Below are 17,108 nucleotides of genomic sequence, written 5' to 3' on the forward strand. Positions count from 1 at the left end.
GTCGCAAAGTCGTCGAACCCGTGTCCGTCTTCGCTCATACGGTCTTACGCAGGTCTAAGGGTGCCATGCCGGGCCCTTCCGGCCCGCATCGGCATGGGTGCTGTGACCGGGTGCACGTGACAACCCGGGATTCATGCGGGGACTCGGACGCCGGCCAGGTTCTCGATCATCCGGCGGGTGCTCGGGCCCACCACCGCCGCCCAGTCCTGCGGGGTGTCGGTCAACCAGGCGGCGACCTGGGCGGCGAAGCCGGGAACGCGGCGGCCCAGGTCGACCAGGCCGCGGTCGAAGCGGGCCGCGCCGTCCTGGGTGCGGACCAGGAGCATGCCGATGTGGTGGACGAGGTCGCGCAGGCGCTCGCCCGGGCGGTCGCCGCCGCGCCGGACGGCGGCGTGCAGGAGAGCGTCGAGGACGGCCGGGGCGTGTTCGTTGGCGAGGAGGAAATCCAGGAGCTCGCGCCGCAGGGTCCCGGAGTCGGGCGTACCGGGAGTGGCGAGTACGGCGGCCAGGGCGACCCGAACCTGTTCCGTGCCGCCGTCCAGCAGACCGGTGACCAGCGGGAAGAGGATGACGCGGGCACCGGGGCCGTGCTCGAGGCGCAGGTCTACGTACACGGCCACGTCCGCGGCGGTCTCGGGGCACCGCTGCACCGCCTCCCGTACGAGGGCGGTGACCCGGCGGGCGAGGCCTGGCGTGGTGACGTCGGCGAGGGTGCGCAGTGCCTCTCCGGCATCGGGTCGGCTCAGCCGCGCCCGGAAGGCCTCGAGGACCTGGTCGGGGTGGGTCGCGAGGGCGGCGACCAGGGCGCCCGGCGGGAACTGCGGGTCGGCTGCCACGAAGTGCGCCAGCGCCTGCGGGAGATGGATGCCACGGGTGCGGGGATCCCGTACGAGGACGGCGAGCGCCCCGCCGTGCAGGGTGCAGTCGCCGGGCCGGGCGAGCAGGGCGAGGGCGGCGTAGCGGAGCAGCTCGCGGTCGGCCTCGGTGCGCACGTGCGGCGCGACGCGCAGTCCGTACGCCACCGCCGCGACGCGCCGCGCGGGCCGCTCGTCGTGCGCCCAGCGGTCGACGGCCCGGCAGATCGCGGACGGTTCCTCCTCGGCCAGTACGGCGAGGAGTTCGTCGGCCTTGCGGTGCGCGCTGTCGACGAGCGTCTCGGTGAGGTCGTCGAGGGCGCGGTGGCGGTGCGTGTGCAGCAGGGCCTGGGCGGCGTGGGCGACGGTCGCGTGCGGGGTCGCGGGCAGCGGGCGGTCGTCATCGAACCAGCGGGTGAGATGGGGTTGTACGGCGGCGGGGTCGGCGGCGAGGAGCCGCGCCACCGCGTCCAGGTACCGGGGGTGCCGGGCCTGCCCGGGGTTCAGCGCCTCCTCGGCGTCGCTCGGCGGGCCGTCGGCGAGGACTAGGCGGCGCAGCAGGTCGAGGCGCTCCTCGTCCGGGAGCGGCAGCGCGGTCCAGAAGTCGGGGCCGAACTCGGGCGGCGCCCCGCTGTCGTGACCACGCCGCGCGACGATCCGGTCGGTGAGGAGGCGCAGTACGCCCTGGTACGGCGTCGCGTCCGGGACGCGCAGCAGGGTCTCGGTGATGAGCCGGGCGGCCCACCAGCAGTGCGGGTCGGCGTCCAGCGCGTCGGCCAACTCCTCCAGCCGCAGGGCGAGTTGATGGTGACCGTGGTGCCGTGGGAGCAGCAGGAGGGCTTGGACGACGGGGCCGATGCGGTGGTGCGGTACGGGGAGGGGGTGCGCGGCGTCGGGGTGGGTGCGGCTGCGGTGGACCAGGGCGTACAGGGCCTCGTCCAGATCGAGGTGCATGCCCTGGATCCAGTCGGCGACTTCCTCGTGGGCGAAGCGGTAGCCGTTGCCCGCCGGGACCAGGAGGCCCTCCGTGAGGACGGCGGAGGCCCAGCCGGTGGCGGCGCCGAGCCGCGCGGGGGCGGGTCCCCAGGGGAACACCGCCTCGAACGACTCCCGGTCCAGCTCCCCCTGGCCCGGGCCGAGGCTGCGGCGGGCGGCCTCGTGGACCTGGCCGGAGACCTTGGCGGCGAGGCGGCGTACGGCGGTGCCGCGCAGGCCGTTCTCGGCGGCGAGGCGGACGGCGACGCGCAGGCACATGAGGTCGAGGTGGGCGGAGAGAACGTCGACGCGGTCGACCGGGACGGTGGGGGCGTCGGGCAGGGCGGCGCGCACCTCGGACAGGAGGCGGAGGGTGAGCGGGTGTCGGGCATCGGGTGCGGCGAGGATGCCGTCCGGGATGCCGTAGCCGGCGCGGGCCAGGTGGGCCTCGCCAGGGGTGAGGTCGTCGAGCCGCACACAGGGCGGGAACCGCCCGGAACTCCCGCGCTCCGACCCCTCACCGAAGCCGTACAGCAGCTCCTCCGGGAACCCGGCGCCGGCGCCCTCCCAGTACTCCGCCCTGCACGCCACCACCAGCCGCGCCCCCGTCTCCCGCAGCCACTCCGCCGTGCCCTCGGTCCACTCCGTGAGGCCGTGGGCGAGGACGGGGGGCATCTCCTCCGGGCTGTCCAGGAGGAGCAGGAGGGGCCGGCCGGTGGCGCGGGCGAGGCGGGCCAGCCGTTCGGGGCTCGTGTCGCCCAGGGTGCCGGGGTCGGCGGAGTACTGACCCGAGGCGCACGCCGACGCCGATCCCGATCCTGATACCGATGCCGATGCCGATGCCGATGCCGATGCCGCCACGATGCGGGCCGCCCGGTTCAGTGCTCGACGCGCCGCGTCGGCCACCGAGGTGTCGTCGTCCCTCAGATCGGCGCCCCGCAGCCACAGCGTGGGGGCCGGCTGCGGGCCGCGGCTGCGGCGGGCCGCCAGGGCCGCGAGTTCCGTCGTACGGCCGCTGCCGGGACGCCCGACCAGGCCCAGCACGGAGGCCCGGCTCGCTGCGAAGGCGCTGAACTCCGCTGCGGTAGAGGCGCGTTCGACCGGAGCGACTGCCCCCGCTCCCCCGGTGTCATCCCGGCCCACGTGGCCCGCCAGGGCCCCGGGCGGACCGTCCTGCCCGACCGATGTGGCCGTCAGTTCCAGTACGCCCGCGAGGTTGAGGTCGGCCCCGTACGCCGGCACCGTCGCCGCGTTCTCGGCGAGCAGCTCGGCCAGCGGGCCGTCGGACGGGACGCCGGTCTCCCCTGCCCGCGCGCGGACGAGAGCCTGCGGGAGCAGCGGTACCGCGAAGACGGCGTCACGGTGACCGGACTGCAGTGCCGTGCCGAGGACGCCCACGACGGCGCCGGTCCCGGCGTCGAGCACGGGTCCCCCGGCCGCCCCTCCGCCCAGCCGCAGCGCGTCCCGGCCGGCCGTGCCGATCGCCAACTCCAGGGCGCCGTCGAGGAGATGAAGGCGCTCCGTCGCCGGGTACGTCACCGCCACCGCGCCCAGCACCCGGGCCTCGCGCCAGCCGCCGGCCGCGATCCGGACGTACGCGCCGGTCTCGATCCGCTCCCGCACGGTCACGGGCAACGGCTCCACGCCGAGGCCCTCGGTGCGTACGAGAGCCAGGTCCAGGGCGGGCAACCGGGTCACCGCGGTCGCGTCCACCACACAGCTGCGGCCGCCCTCGGCGGCGTACAGGGCCAGCCCGGGCAGACCGTCGACGACCTCATGGCTGGTGACGACCGTGCCGTGGTGGTCGGCCACGAACCCGAGGCCGCGGGGCCGGCCGGCCGGGTCGTGAATGCGGACCAGGATCTCGTCACGGGGACGGGCGCCCCACCCGTCGCCATCCGGGCGTTCGCCGGCGCAGGACCCGTTGCCGTCCGGGCGTCGGGGGTCGGCGTCCGTCTCTGTCAAGCCGATGCCGGGCAGATCGTCCGTGGTGCTCCACGGCCCCGATGCCTCCCCCAGATCCCGAACGCCCCGCAGGGCGTCACGCGTACCCCACGCGTCTCCCGCCGTCCGCGTCCCCTCCGGCATCCGGCGGTCGCCGCCCGCCCCGGGGCCTCGTCCCGCCATCGTCGAACCTCCCCGCCGCGCGTCCACACGCTCATACGCCCTCGCCCTGTTTTTTCGACGGTAGGCGCGAAGTGATCAGCGGGAAAGATCGCTCGGCGAACGCGCCCCCTTCCGCTCCCTCGGTTCACTCCGAGCGCCTGCACGGACGGGTGAACAGGCAGGGGTCGTTGGATACACCCTAGGGGTGGGGGAACCGAGGGGGGACCGTGGAGCGGCGGGCAGAGGACTACCCCGTGACCGCCGCTCCACGGGCAGGCACCGGCAGGCGGCGCCCGTGAGCCCGGCGCCTCAGCCGAAGACGGCCAGGCTCTTGGCCTTGCCCTTGTGCTGCTCCACCAGCGCGAGGAAACGGCCCTCGGGGGCGAAGACGGCCACGGGGCCGACGCCTGCGTACTCGTCGGGCATGTCGAGGCGGACCCCGTTCGTCAGCAGCCGGGCGCGGCGGTCGTCGACGTCCCAGCGCGGGAACGCGGCCGTGGCGGCCTCGGCGATCGGCATCACCGTCAGCTCCTGCTGCAGCTGCTCCAGCGTCCTGGCGGAGTCCAGCTTGTACGGGCCGACGCGGGTGCGGCGCAGCGCCGTGAGGTGGCCGCCGACGCCCAGGTCGGCGCCGAGGTCTCGGGCCAGGGCGCGGATGTAGGTGCCGGAGGAGCAGACCACCGACACGACCAGGTCGAGGACGGCGGTGCCATCCTCGGCGACGGCGTCACGCACGTCGTGGACCGAGAAGGACGAGACGGTGACCGGCCGCGCCGGAATCTCGAAGTCCTCGCCGTCACGCGCCCGCTTGTAGGAGCGCACGCCGTCGATCTTGATGGCGCTGACCTTCGAGGGGACCTGCATGATGTCGCCGGTCAGCTTGGCGATCCCGGCGTCGATGGCCTCGCGGGTGACCTTCGAGGCGTCGGCCGACGCCGAGATCTCGCCCTCGGCGTCGTCGGTGATCGTGCTCTGGCCGAGACGGACGGTGCCGAGGTACTCCTTCTCGGTCAGGGCCAGATGACCGAGCAGCTTGGTCGCCTTCTCGACGCCGAGGACGAGGACGCCCGTCGCCATGGGGTCGAGGGTGCCGGCGTGCCCGACGCGGCGGGTGCGGGCGATGCCGCGCATTTTGGCGACCACGTCGTGCGAAGTGAAGCCCGACGGCTTGTCGACGATGACAAGGCCGTCGGGCGTGGTGTGCTTCTGCGTCATTCCGCGGTGTCGCCGTCCGTCTCGGCAGTGCTGTCCGACTCGCCCTCGGCACCCGGCTTGCGGTACGGGTCCGCCTCACCGGCGTACTTCGCGCCCGCGGACACCTCACGCACCTTCTCGTCGGACTGCCGGGCCTTGTCGAGGAGGTCCTCGATGGTCCGGGCCGTGTCCGGAAGGGCGTCGGCGACGAAGGTGAGGGTCGGCGTGAACTTCACGCCCGCAGCCGCCCCGACGGCCGAGCGGAGCACGCCCTTGGCGCTCTCCAGTCCGGCGGCCGCGGCCTTGCGCTCCTCGTCGTCCCCGTACACGGTGTAGAAGACGGTCGCCTCCCGCAGGTCACCCGTGACGCGGGTGTCCGTGATGGTGACGTGCGAGCCGAGCCGCGGGTCCTTGATCCCGCGCTGCAGCTTCTGGGCCACCACCTCTCGGATGAGGTCCGCCAGCTTTTTCGCCCGCGCGTTGTCGGCCACTGGTCCGTCTCCCGTTCTTTCTTTCTTCTGCGTTCTTTGGCTTGTGGTCGTCAGTCGTCGTGGTCGCCGTGGAACCGCCGCCGTACCGCCAGCAGTTCCACTTCCGGACGGCCGGCGACCAGCCGTTCACACCGGTCCAGTACGTCGGTGAGATGCCCGGCGTCGCCGGACACCACGGCGAGGCCGATCCCGGCCCGCCGGTGGAGGTCCATGTGGTCCACCTCGGCCGCGCTCACCGCGTACTTGCGCTGGAGTTCGGCGACGATCGGGCGGACGACGGAGCGCTTCTCCTTCAGCGACCGTACGTCGCCGAGGAGGAGGTCGAAGGACAGCGTCCCCACATACATGTGTAACCGGTTCACCCGCCGGTACGGGATCGATGGCCCTGCCATCCGTGGGGCAGGGACATCAGAACCGTACAACGAAGGGGCCGCGACGATCGACGGATATTACGCTCCGTAGACCCTCGCCGTCCGCCTTCGGTGCCGGTCGGCAAACGGCGCGCTGGCCGACGGAACCGAAGTCCCGCCGGCCAGCACAAACCGTCGGCTGTTACGCCCGCGGCTTCTCGCGCATCTCGTACGTCGCGATGACGTCGTCGACCTTGATGTCGTTGAAGTTGCCGAGGTTGATACCGCCCTCGAACCCTTCGCGGATCTCGGTGACGTCGTCCTTGAAGCGACGCAGACCGGAGATGTTGAGGCTCTCCGCGATGACCTTGCCGTCGCGGACGAGGCGCGCCTTGGTGTTGCGCTTGACCTCGCCCGAGCGGACCAGGACACCGGCGATGTTGCCCAGCTTGGACGACTTGAAGACCTCGCGGATCTCCGCCGTGCCGAGCTCGACCTCCTCGTACTCCGGCTTGAGCATGCCCTTGAGGGCCGCCTCGATCTCCTCGATGGCCTGGTAGATCACCGAGTAGTACCGGACGTCGACGCCCTCGCGCTCCGCCATCTGCGCCGCGCGGCCCGCAGCGCGGACGTTGAAGCCGATGACGATGGCGTCGGAGCCGGTCGCCAGGTCGATGTCGGACTCGGTGACCGCACCCACACCGCGGTGCAGGACACGGATGTCGACCTCTTCGCCGACGTCGAGCTGGAGCAGCGAGGACTCGAGAGCCTCCACCGAACCGGACGCGTCGCCCTTGATGATGAGGTTGAGTTCCTGCACCAGACCGGCCTTGAGGGCCTCGTCCAGGTTCTCCAGGGAGAACCGGACACCCCGGCGGGCGAAGTTGGCGTTGCGCTCACGCGCCGCGCGCTTCTCGGCGATCTGACGCGCCGTGCGGTCCTCGTCGACGACCAGGAAGTTGTCGCCGGCACCCGGGACGTTGGTGAGACCCAGGACCAGGACGGGGGTCGACGGACCCGCTTCCTCGACGTTGTTGCCGTTGTCGTCGAGCATCGCCCGGACACGGCCGTACGCGTCGCCGACAACCATCGTGTCGCCGATGCGGAGCGTGCCGCGCTGGACCAGGACCGTCGAGACGGCACCACGGCCGCGGTCGAGGTGGGACTCGATCGCAATACCCTGCGCGTCCTGCTCCGGGTTGGCCCGCAGGTCGAGCGAGGCGTCCGCGGTGAGGACCACGGCCTCCAGCAGGCTCTCGATGTTGAGGCCCTGCTTGGCGGAGATGTCGACGAACATCGTGTCGCCGCCGTACTCCTCGGCCACCAGGCCGTACTCGGTCAGCTGACCGCGCACCTTGGTCGGGTCCGCGCCCTCGACGTCGATCTTGTTGACCGCGACGACGATCGGGACGTCGGCCGCCTTGGCGTGGTTGAGCGCCTCGACCGTCTGCGGCATGACGCCGTCGTTGGCCGCGACGACCAGGATCGCGATGTCGGTCGACTTCGCACCACGGGCACGCATGGCGGTGAACGCCTCGTGACCCGGGGTGTCGATGAAGGTGATCCTGCGCTCTTCGTCGTTGACCTGGGTGGCGACCTGGTACGCACCGATGTGCTGCGTGATACCGCCGGCCTCGCCCGCGACGACGTTCGTCTTGCGGATGGTGTCCAGCAGTCGGGTCTTACCGTGGTCGACGTGACCCATGACGGTCACGACCGGCGGACGCGGCATGAGGAATTCCTCGCCGCCCTCGTCCTCGCCGAACTCGATGTCGAAGGACTCGAGCAGCTCGCGGTCCTCCTCCTCCGGGCTGACGATCTCGATGACGTAGTTCATCTCGCCGGCGAGCAGCTGGAGGGTCTCGTCGGAGACGGACTGCGTGGCAGTGACCATCTCGCCGAGGTTCATCATCACGGCGACGAGCGACGCCGGGTTGGCGTTGATCTTCTCCGCGAAGTCGGTGAGGGACGCACCGCGCGACAGGCGGACGGACTGTCCGTTGCCGCGAGGCAGCATCACGCCGCCGACCGACGGGGCCTGCATGGCCTCGTACTCCTGGCGCCTCTGCCGCTTCGACTTACGGCCACGACGCGCGGGACCGCCGGGACGACCGAAGGCACCCTGCGTACCACCACGGCCACCGGGACCGCCGGGACGGCCACCGAAGCCGGGACGGCCACCGCCGCCACCGCCGGGACCACCGGGACGACCGGCGAAACCGCCACCGCCGCCACCGGGACCGCCGGGACGACCGGCGAAGCCGCCGCCACCGCCGCCACCGGGACGACCGGCGAAGCCGCCGCCGCCACCCGGGCGACCGCCGCCGCCACCGGGACGACCGCCGCCACCGGGACCACGGCCACCGGGGCCACCGCCGCCGGGACGCGGGCCGGCAGCAGGACGCTGCGGCATCATGCCGGGGTTCGGACGCGGGCCGCCGGGGCCGCCGCCGCCGGGACGGGGACCGCCGGAGCCGCCGGGACGCGGACCGCCGCCCTGCGGACGGGGCATGCCGCCCGGCGAGGGACGGGCGCCACCCGGAGCCTGGGGACGGGGACCGCCCTGGCCCTGGCCCTGCGGACGCGGGGCACCGCCGGGGGCACCGCCGGGGCCGCCGGGACGCGGGGCGCCGCCCGGACGGGGCGCCTGCGGGCGCGCCATGCCGGTGGAGCCACCAGAGGTGAACGGGTTGTTGCCCGGACGGGGACCGGCCGGACGACCGCCGGGACGCTGGGCGCCGCCACCCGGACGCTGAGCGCCGGGACGGTCGCCGCGGTCACCACGGCCCTGGCCACCCTGGCCGGGGCCACCCGGACGCGGAGCGCCGGGACGCGGCGCCTGGCCGGCCGGACGCGGGGCGCCCGGACGCGGGCCGGAGCCCTGGGCCTGGCCCTGACCACCCTGGCCCTGAGAGGCCGCGGGGGCGGCAGGGGCGGCGGGAGCCGCCGGAGGCGCCGTGAACTCGGGCGTGGTCGGAGCCGGGGACGCCGGGGCGGGCCGCGGCGCGGGCTTCGGGCCCGGGGTGGGACGGGGGCCGGGAGCGGCCGGCGCGGCAGGAGCCGCGGGCTTCTCGGCAGCGGCCGGCTTGGGGGCCGGAGGGCGCGGGGCAGCCGGACGGGCGGCCTGCGCGGGAGAGGGGGCTGCCGGCTTCGCCGGGGCAGCCTTGCGGGCGGGGGCGGACTTGCCGCCTCCGTTGCCCTGCTGGAGGGCGTCCGTCAACTTACGGACGACGGGCGCTTCGATGGTCGAAGACGCCGAACGGACGAATTCACCGAGTTCTTGGAGCTTGGCCATGACGACCTTGCTCTCAACCCCGAACTCCTTGGCGAGTTCGTATACCCGGACCTTAGCCACTTCGCTCCTTTTAGGTCCGGGTTGCGTCCGGACCGTCGCTACTTCATGGGCGTACTCATCGCGTGCTCATCGAGTGCTCATCGCAATCTCGACCTACTTCCAACTCGCGGGGTACCAGGGCCGCGCGGGGGTTCCGCGCGACGCTTCTTACGGTGTTGCCTGCTCAGCAACTGTTGTCTGCTCGACGTACTGGCGCAACGCCTTTGTGTCGAGCGCTCCCGGGGCGCGCAACGCCCGCGTGAACGCCCGGCGGCGCACCGCCTGGTCGAGACAGACCAGAGCGGGGTGTACATACGCACCCCGGCCGGGCAGCGTACCGCGAGGATCAGGGGCACACTCGCCCTTGATCGCCACGATCCGCAGCAGATCAGCCTTGGCCGCTCGCTCCCGGCACCCCACACAGGTGCGTTCAGGGCATGCGCGGACGCGTGTCCGGCCAGACACAGCTAAGTCTACCTCCCCGTAGCGACCTCACCCCTTTGGGGCAGGATTCGAACAGTTGCCGCGCGATAACGTGACGTGATCTGAGCGACCTGCGGCCTGGATCTATTCCCCGGCCTGCTCGGTGTCGGGCCGGATGTCGATCCGCCAGCCGGTCAGCCGGGCCGCGAGACGGGCATTCTGCCCTTCCTTGCCGATCGCCAGTGACAGCTGGTAGTCGGGCACCGTCACGCGCGCGGAGCGGGCTGCCATGTCCACGACCTCCACCTTGGAGACCCGGGCCGGGGACAGCGCGTTCGCCACCATCTCGGCCGGGTCGTCCGACCAGTCGACGATGTCGATCTTCTCGCCGTTCAGCTCACCCATGACATTGCGCACCCGGCCGCCCATGGGGCCGATGCAGGCGCCCTTGGCGTTCAGACCGCTGCGGGTGGACCGGACGGCGATCTTCGTGCGGTGACCGGCCTCACGGGCGATGGCGGCGATCTCGACGGATCCGTCGGCGATCTCCGGCACCTCCAGGGCGAAGAGCTTCTTCACCAGGTTCGGGTGCGTGCGCGAGAGGGTCACGGACGGGCCGCGGACGCCCTTCGCCACTCGTACGACGTACGACCGGATGCGCATGCCGTGCGGATACGTCTCACCGGGGACCTGCTCCTGCACCGGCAGGATGGCCTCCAGCTTGCCGATGTCCACGAGGACGTTCTTCGGGTCGCGGCCCTGCTGGACCACGCCGGTGACGATGTCGCCCTCGCGGCCGGCGTACTCGCCGAGCGTCGCGTCGTCCTCGGCGTCGCGCAGCCGCTGCAGGATGACCTGCTTGGCGGTGGTGGCGGCGATACGGCCGAAGCCGGACGGGGTGTCGTCGAACTCGCGGGCCTCCTGGCCCTCCTCGAGGTCCTCGGGGTCCTCCTTCGCCCACACGGTCACGTGGCCGGTCTCCCGGTTCAGCTCCACGCGCGCATGGCGGCGGCTTCCCTCGGTGCGGTGGTAGGCGATGAGGAGGGCCGACTCGATCGCCTCGACCAGCAGGTCGAAGGAGATCTCCTTCTCCCGTACCAAGCCCCGCAGGGCGCTCATGTCGATGTCCACGGCTACGCCTCCTCTTCCTTCTCGTCCTTGCTGTCCTTGCGATTGAACTCGACCTGCACGCGCGCCTTGTCGATGTCCGCGAAGCCGAGTCTGCGGGAGGTGGCCTTGCGGCCCTTCACTCCCGGCACTTCGAGGTCGAGGCCCTCGTCGTCGACCTTCAGGATCCGGGCCACCAGCTCGCCGCCCTCGGCCAGTTGGAACTTCACCAGCCGGTCGACGGCGCGCACGTAGTGCCGGTGCTCCGTGAGGGGGCGCTCCGCGCCGGGGGTTCCGACCTCGAGGGTGTACTCCCCCTCGCCCATCGCGTCCGTCTCGTCGAGCTTCGCCGAGAGCGCACGGCTCACATCGGCGATCCGGTCCAGGTCGGCACCGGTGTCCGAGTCCACGACGACGCGCAGCACACGCTTGCGTCCGACGGAGTCCACTGCGATCTCTTCGAGGTCCAGGCCCTGAGAGCTGACGAGCGGTTCCAGTAGTTCTCGCAGCCTCTCGCTCTGGGTGGTGCTCATCCGGGTGACTCCTCGGCCGCGTGTGCTGTTGTGGGATGGGTCGCGTGTCTGGTCAAAGGGTATCGGGTCGCGAGGACTGTTGCCGTCCACCTGCGCACGGGCGGTGCCGATGAGTGGTGCCGTCCGCTTGCGCGGGTACGGTGATCACGGGCCTGCGGCCCGTTGGCCTTTGTAACCGCTTTCACAGCCGCCTTCCGTACGAGTTCCCCGAGGACGTCTGCCGTGCCGTACCCCCCGCCGCCGCGGTCCCTGAGGGGACCGCGCAGAAGAACCCTGCTCGCCTCGGCCGCCGGTGCCGCACTGCTGGTGGGCTGCTCCTCCGGCTCCGAGGACTCGGACGGCGGCACCAGTGGCAGCCCGTCGGTCGCCGAGCGGGCACGCGCGCGTGCGGCCGGGGACAGCGAGGGGCTGGTCGAGCGCTACGACGCGGTGCTCGCCGCCCATCCTGTGCTGGCGGAACTGCTGGGGCCGCTGCGGGCGGCGGCCGTACGGCATGCGGAGGCGTTCGGGGGTGGCCGGAAAGCGTCGGACAGCGCGTCGCCCTCCGGGTCGCCGGCATCTTCCGGTTCGCCGTCGCCTTCCGGGGCGCCGCCGGCCGCCGTCCCCGTCGACGAGAGGGCGGCCCTCGCCGAGCTCGCCGCCACGGAGCGGGCGCTCGCGGACCGGCGGGCCAAGGCGTTGCTGGACGTACCGGGCGAACTGGCGCGGCTGCTGGCGTCGGTGGCCGCGGCGGGGGCGGCACACGCGTATCTGCTGAACGAGGGGGCCAAGTGAGCGAGTCCGGCAAGAAGGAGCGGCTGAAGGCCCTGCAGGCGGCCCTCGCCGCCGAGCACGCGGCGGTGTACGGGTACGGCGTCGTCGGCGGCCGGATCAGCCAGGACCGGCGCTCGCAGGCACGCGCGGCCTACGACGCGCACCGGGCGCGGCGGGACGCGCTGGCGCGCGAGGTGCGTGACCTCGGTGCCGAGCCGGCCGCCGCGAGCCCCGCGTACGCGCTGCCGTTCCCCGTGTCGGACTCGCCCGCGGCCGTGCGCTTCGCCGCCGGGCTGGAGGACCGGCTGGCCGGGGTGTACTCCGACCTGGTGCGGGCGGCCGAGGGTGAGCTGCGGGGTACGGCGGCCGAGGCGCTGCGGGAGGCGGCGGTGCGGGCGGTGCGCTGGCGGGGCGAGAGCGTAGCCTTCCCTGGGCTCGCCGAGCGGGCGGCCACGACGTCCGCCTCGCCGATGCCCTCGGCATGACCCGCATCTGAAGGGAACTACTCGCGCATGGCTTTCGAACCGCCGCCGCGTCTGGTCAAGGCGCTCGGTGAGACGGCACCGGACGGTGACGACTGGTTGGTGAAGCTGCCGGAGGCGGCCCACCAGGCCGTCGCGCTACGCGAGTTGACCGTTGAGCGGGTGCAGATGCCGGGTGGGCGCAGCAGCCTGGTGGTGCTCGTGCGGCGCGCCGACGGGACCCCGGCTGTGCTGAAGCTGGCCCCGCCGCGGGCCCGTCCGCAGAGCGAGCGGGCGGCGCTGGCGCACTGGGGCGGGGTGGGGGCCGTACAGCTGCTCGACGGGCCCCTTGTCGAGGGTGTGCTGTTGCTGGAGCGGCTGCATCCGGATGTGTCGGTGCGGTCGTTGCCCGAGGCGAAGGCGCTGCTGGAGGCGGCGGGGACACTGCGGCGGCTGTGGGTCGAGCCGCCCGGCGACCACCCCTTCGAGACCGTCGCCGAACGGACCGGCCGGCAGGCCGACGCGATGCGGGCGACCGCGGCGGCGGATCCCGAGGTGACCCCCCTGGTCGACGCCGCGCTCGCCGCGCGCGAGGAGTTGCTGGCCGCGCCGCCCGAGCGGCGGTTGCTGCACGGGACGTTCCGGCAGAGCAAGGTGCTGGCCGGGGAACGGATGCCGTGGCTGGCGGTGGGGCCGGATCCGGTGGTCGGTGAGTGCGCTTTCGATCTGGCGCGGTTGGTGCGGGACCGGGTGGAGGATCTGATCGCCTCGCCGTCGGGGGCGGCGACGACTCGGCGACGGGTCAAGCGGCTTGCGGAGTCGCTGGACGTGGATCAGGAGCGGTTGCGGGGCTGGACGTTGTTCCGGGCCGTGGAGTCGGGCGTGCGCGCGCGGCGGGTCGGGCGGGCCCAGGACGCGGAGTTGTTGCTGGAGTTCGCGGGCTGGCTGTAGCGGCCCCGTACCCGGCGGCGCCGGGTGCCATGGGCGGGGCCACGCCCCCCTGCCATGGTCGGAGCAGAGGGGCGTGGTGGATCCGATCGACTTGCCTCCCGAGCCTGCCGACCGGAGTCTTCGCGGGGGCACCGGGACGGCCGTCCGGGCGCCTTCAGTGCTCGCCGGGCCGCAGAGGCATCACCTCCGCCCATGTCTCGGCCGTGGCGCCCGACAGGATCCCCTCCATCGCCAGCAGCCGGGTGTGCCGGCGGATGTGGGCGGTCGGGTCCGGGGGCGCGGGACCGTCACCGGTGGCCGGATGCGCGTACGGGACATGTGCGAACAGCGGCAGGTCGGCCGGTGACAGCCGCCATGACAACTGCCGCCCCCCGGCCTCGATACGCAGCAGGTGGGCGCCGTCCGGTCCGCAGCCGACGTCGGGCGTGAGGACGGCGGTCGCCGGGTGCAGCGCCGCCAGCCAGGCCAGGAGATGGGCGCATTCGCGCCGGGCACCGGCCAACTCCCGCTCGTAGGAGCCGGCGTGCCGCTGCCAGCGCTCGCGTTCCTGCCGGCAGTCGTCCAGGTCGCGCTCGAGGCGGTGGCGCGGTCCGGTCCTGCGCATGAGGGGCGTGCCGTGGCACCGCAGGACTCGGAGCAGGGCGGCAGCCGTGCGGCCGAGGGGTCCCGGGCCGCGGGTGTGGCCGGTACCGGGCTCGTCGGGCAGGGGATCCGGCGGGGACGAGGACATGAAGTACTCCGGTTGCGGTGAGGAAGTGTCAGCTCGGGTCGCCGGACGACCCGGCTCGGTGTCGGACGCGGGCGTTCTCGCGCTGGTCGCGGGTGGAGCCGGTACGGCGATAGCGGCCGGCCTCCCGGGCGTTGGCGGCGCGGCACGCCTCGTCGACGGGTTCGCCCCTGCGCAGGTGCCGTTGGTAGGCGGCGCGGGTGCCGCAGGGGGCGCGCCGGGTGCGCGGGGGCCCGTCCGGGGCGAGAAGTGCGGCGCGATCGGCCGGCTCGCCGGGCGGCGGTGCCTGACGGAGCTGCAGGTTCGCGGTGCGCTCCAGGTCATGGCGTTGAGGGCCGGTCAGCCCGGCCACGACGCCCTGGCGACGGCAGCGGGGAAGGCCCCTCTCCCGTTGCAGCACGGCGGACCGGCACGGGTCGAGCACGGGACAGGCCGTGCAGATCGCGACGGCCGTCGGCCAGGAACTGCGCGAGAACCACAGGTCCGCGTCCCGCTCCCCGCATGCCGCCCTCGCCTCCCAGACCCGCGAGCCGCCGTCCTCCCCCGCCTCGCCGCGGATCCACGGACCCGCCCCACGGCGCGTCATACGACCGGCCCGATCGGGCCGCACACCGATCCGGACGGCACTGCCGGCGAGGGAGCCGGCGGGGGTGACGCCCGGCCTGCGTCCCGTGAGCCGGACCGGACCGGTGACAACGGCCCCAGATGAAACGCCACGTTGGCGAGGGAGCATCGCTCGGGCCGGCCGTCCAGGGACATCAGGGGCATCCCGTCATGGCTCCGGCAGCCCTGGAAGTACCAGACGTCACCCTGCGCGTCGCGCTGCGGAAACGCCAGGTCGTAGGTGAGGCCGCCGAACCGGAAGAGACGCGTGCGCGGTCCGGGCGCGGAGGAGGCGGGGGCCGCCGGCGGGGGTGCCTCGGACGGCGACGCCGCCGATAGGGCTGCCGCAGCAGGGGACGCCACCGAGGACGGGCCTGCGGCGGACGCGGGAGCCGCGGACGGTGCTACCGAGGTGGCGCCGTGGGCCACCACAGTCACCCGGACGCCGCCCCGCTCCCCCTCGCCGACCACCGTGTGCGGGCGGGCGCCCGCTGCGACGGCCGTAATGCCCAGGTAAGCGCGCCAGCGGGCCCATGGGAGGGGGCCGTCGACGCGGAGCACGACACGCACCCGGTCGCCGTCCACGTGGACGGCGGAGGGGCCTGCGTGCCCGGCCAGCCGGCCTTCGATGGCGTGCGCGACGGAATGTGCCCGTGCGCAGGAGGCGTCCCAGGCCAGGGCCTTGCGCTCCAGCTCAGTGAGTGGGTGGGGCGCCGGCGACCAGCCGCCGTCCGACGTCCGATGCAGTACGACGCCGAAGGAGCGCCCCGGGTCGACGAGGAGACGGGCGGTGTCGAGCGCGTGCGCGACCGCGGTCGCCCGGTCGGCCCCGGTGGACTCCAGTGCCGCGCGGATCACGCCCACGGCGTGCGGGAAGTTGCTGTTCACACGGACACCGCCCCGACCGGCCGGCGCAGCTTGCGCAGGGCACGGTAGGTCAGCGTCTTGACCGCACCGACGCTCCGGCCCATCGCCAACGCCGTCTCCTGCGGCGTCAGTTCGTGGAGGAAACGAAGCTGCACGCAGTGCCGCTGCTGGGCGTTGAGGGTGTGCAGGGCGGCACGGACCGCCTCGTGGGCCTCGACGGCCTCCAGCGCGCGCAGGGCGAGCGCCTCCGCGTCCCGGCCGGTCCCCCCGGGGTCGTCGAACTCGGCGACCGGGGTCTCCAACCGGGTGCGGCCACGGCCCAGTTCGTCGAGGTAGAGGTTCTTCGCGATGGTGGTCAGCCAGGCGGCGAAGGCCGTGCCCTGCCAGGTGAAGGCGTCGATGCGCCGCAGGGCGCGGGTGAACACCTCCTGGGTCAGGTCCTCGGCCAGATGCCTGTTGTGCGTGCGGACCAGCAGGAACCTGTACACCACCCGGTAGTGCTGGTGGTACAGAGCCGCGAACGCCTCCCGGTCGCCCGTGCGGGCCCGGGCGACGAGGTCGGGTTCCGGGTCGCCCGGAGCGGTGATGGCGTTGTCCGGTAGGGACACGATCGGTTCTCCCGTCGAGTCGTTCTCTCGAATCTTCAATATTCATGTAGATGTAGATTCTCGCGCGCGGCGACGATCCGCGCCAGGAGTCGCGATCCACATCAGAGGCATCTACAGTCTTCATGTAGATGCAGATAGTGTCAAGATACCTACGGAGCGTGAAGAAAGGCGGGGCCGACGGCGGCCGGGGGCGTACGGTTGCGCGGTCGCCCACACAATGCTCCCGTGCGCTCCCGACGCCGTCAGGAGCGATCTGCGATCTACTTGCGCTTGTAGATATTGATGCCGGATCCTCGATGCGTGACGATCCAGCAGAGCAGCCAAGGAGACCCGGATCCCGGCCAGGATCCCCCTCGCCAGGACGACGACCTGGCGGCTCTGCTCGAACGTCTCCTGGCCCAGGTGCCCGACAGAACACAGAAGGACCTGGCTGCCGAGGCAGGCATCTCCTACCCGACGCTGAACGCCTGGATGAACCGCACCCGCGGCACCTCACGCATCGATCCGGAGAAGCTGCGGGCCATGGTCGAGGTGTTCCGGCGCTGGGGCGTACGGACGACACCGAGGGAGTTCTTCGAGGCGGTCGGCCGCCCCGTGCCGGGACCCAGCGGGGACGAGCGTGAGGCCCGACTCCTCAAGCTCTACCGGCAATTGCCGGAGGCACGTCAACGCGCGCTGCTGAAGGACGCCGAGGCGATGCTTCAGGTCAGCCGCATCGGCTGAGGTCAGAGGAACGTTTTCGGCCACCGGGTCGCCCCGCGGGCGTGTGCC

16 protein-coding genes are annotated in these 17,108 nt (G+C 73.0%); 4 read left to right on the top strand and 12 right to left on the bottom strand.

Annotation, left to right across the window (positions count from 1 at the left end; genetic code table 11):
• Window positions 1–131 precede the first annotated feature (131 nt).
• The 8 genes from ACZ7M7_RS33250 to rimP all read right to left on the bottom strand — a co-directional run bounded on the left by ACZ7M7_RS33250 (window position 132) and on the right by rimP (window position 11,367).
• Window positions 132–3,956 carry a trypsin-like peptidase domain-containing protein gene (locus tag ACZ7M7_RS33250; RefSeq protein ID WP_472123439.1) on the bottom strand — a complete coding sequence of 1,275 codons (3,825 nt, stop codon included), beginning with the start codon at window positions 3,954–3,956 and terminating at the stop codon, window positions 132–134.
• A gap of 288 nt (window positions 3,957–4,244) precedes the next feature.
• The gene (gene truB, locus ACZ7M7_RS33255) at window positions 4,245–5,150 is read right to left on the bottom strand and encodes a tRNA pseudouridine(55) synthase TruB (protein WP_472123442.1); all 906 of its coding nucleotides are present in this window, start codon (window positions 5,148–5,150) and stop codon (window positions 4,245–4,247) included.
• Window positions 5,147–5,620: a 30S ribosome-binding factor RbfA gene (rbfA, locus tag ACZ7M7_RS33260; protein ID WP_453823088.1), complete on the bottom strand. Its 474-nt coding sequence runs from the start codon at window positions 5,618–5,620 to the stop codon at window positions 5,147–5,149. Before rbfA ends, truB begins: the two co-directional genes overlap by 4 nt.
• A 50-nt stretch (window positions 5,621–5,670) precedes the next feature.
• Entirely contained in the window at window positions 5,671–5,967 is a 297-nt protein-coding gene (locus tag ACZ7M7_RS33265) for a DUF503 domain-containing protein (RefSeq protein ID WP_383607558.1), read from the bottom strand.
• Between the two features lie 205 nt (window positions 5,968–6,172).
• Window positions 6,173–9,325, bottom strand: a complete 3,153-nt coding sequence (gene infB, locus ACZ7M7_RS33270; RefSeq protein WP_383607330.1) for a translation initiation factor IF-2 — start codon at window positions 9,323–9,325, stop codon at window positions 6,173–6,175.
• Between the two features lie 147 nt (window positions 9,326–9,472).
• Complete coding sequence (locus ACZ7M7_RS33275; RefSeq protein WP_328878873.1) at window positions 9,473–9,769, bottom strand: YlxR family protein; 297 nt, start codon at window positions 9,767–9,769, stop codon at window positions 9,473–9,475.
• Between the two features lie 102 nt (window positions 9,770–9,871).
• Entirely contained in the window at window positions 9,872–10,858 is a 987-nt protein-coding gene (nusA, locus tag ACZ7M7_RS33280; RefSeq protein ID WP_328422777.1) for a transcription termination factor NusA, read from the bottom strand.
• A gap of 2 nt (window positions 10,859–10,860) precedes the next feature.
• The gene (gene rimP, locus ACZ7M7_RS33285; RefSeq protein ID WP_369273750.1) at window positions 10,861–11,367 is read right to left on the bottom strand and encodes a ribosome maturation factor RimP; all 507 of its coding nucleotides are present in this window, start codon (window positions 11,365–11,367) and stop codon (window positions 10,861–10,863) included.
• Window positions 11,368–11,589: 222 nt separating this feature from the next.
• Between rimP and ACZ7M7_RS33290 the strand changes: the two genes are divergently transcribed.
• Genes ACZ7M7_RS33290 through ACZ7M7_RS33300 form a run of 3 tightly spaced genes read left to right on the top strand, consistent with a single transcriptional unit; the run spans window position 11,590 to window position 13,532 of the window.
• Entirely contained in the window at window positions 11,590–12,141 is a 552-nt protein-coding gene (locus ACZ7M7_RS33290) for a hypothetical protein (protein WP_472123446.1), read from the top strand.
• Window positions 12,138–12,605, top strand: coding sequence for a ferritin-like domain-containing protein (locus tag ACZ7M7_RS33295; protein WP_472123449.1), 468 nt, complete (start codon window positions 12,138–12,140; stop codon window positions 12,603–12,605). Before ACZ7M7_RS33290 ends, ACZ7M7_RS33295 begins: the two co-directional genes overlap by 4 nt.
• Window positions 12,606–12,632: 27 nt before the next feature.
• A complete protein-coding gene (locus tag ACZ7M7_RS33300; RefSeq protein WP_472123452.1) occupies window positions 12,633–13,532 on the top strand; it encodes an aminoglycoside phosphotransferase family protein in 900 nt (299 codons plus the stop codon).
• Between the two features lie 154 nt (window positions 13,533–13,686).
• On the opposite strand, the gene ACZ7M7_RS33305 is transcribed toward ACZ7M7_RS33300, so the two are convergent.
• The 4 genes from ACZ7M7_RS33305 to ACZ7M7_RS33320 are packed head-to-tail and all read right to left on the bottom strand — an operon-like array spanning window position 13,687 to window position 16,337.
• Window positions 13,687–14,262 carry a hypothetical protein gene (locus ACZ7M7_RS33305; RefSeq protein WP_472123455.1) on the bottom strand — a complete coding sequence of 192 codons (576 nt, stop codon included), beginning with the start codon at window positions 14,260–14,262 and terminating at the stop codon, window positions 13,687–13,689.
• A gap of 28 nt (window positions 14,263–14,290) precedes the next feature.
• Window positions 14,291–14,845 carry a WhiB family transcriptional regulator gene (locus tag ACZ7M7_RS33310; RefSeq protein ID WP_472123458.1) on the bottom strand — a complete coding sequence of 185 codons (555 nt, stop codon included), beginning with the start codon at window positions 14,843–14,845 and terminating at the stop codon, window positions 14,291–14,293.
• Window positions 14,842–15,750, bottom strand: coding sequence for a BN159_2729 family protein (locus tag ACZ7M7_RS33315; protein ID WP_472123461.1), 909 nt, complete (start codon window positions 15,748–15,750; stop codon window positions 14,842–14,844). Before ACZ7M7_RS33315 ends, ACZ7M7_RS33310 begins: the two co-directional genes overlap by 4 nt.
• The gene (locus tag ACZ7M7_RS33320; protein ID WP_472123464.1) at window positions 15,747–16,337 is read right to left on the bottom strand and encodes a sigma-70 family RNA polymerase sigma factor; all 591 of its coding nucleotides are present in this window, start codon (window positions 16,335–16,337) and stop codon (window positions 15,747–15,749) included. The genes ACZ7M7_RS33315 and ACZ7M7_RS33320 overlap by 4 nt, the downstream gene beginning before the upstream one ends.
• A 300-nt stretch (window positions 16,338–16,637) precedes the next feature.
• Between ACZ7M7_RS33320 and ACZ7M7_RS33325 the strand changes: the two genes are divergently transcribed.
• A complete protein-coding gene (locus tag ACZ7M7_RS33325; protein ID WP_472123467.1) occupies window positions 16,638–17,060 on the top strand; it encodes a helix-turn-helix domain-containing protein in 423 nt (140 codons plus the stop codon).
• Window positions 17,061–17,108: the final 48 nt, after the last annotated feature.

Source organism: Streptomyces sp. NPDC111606, from assembly GCF_055656945.1.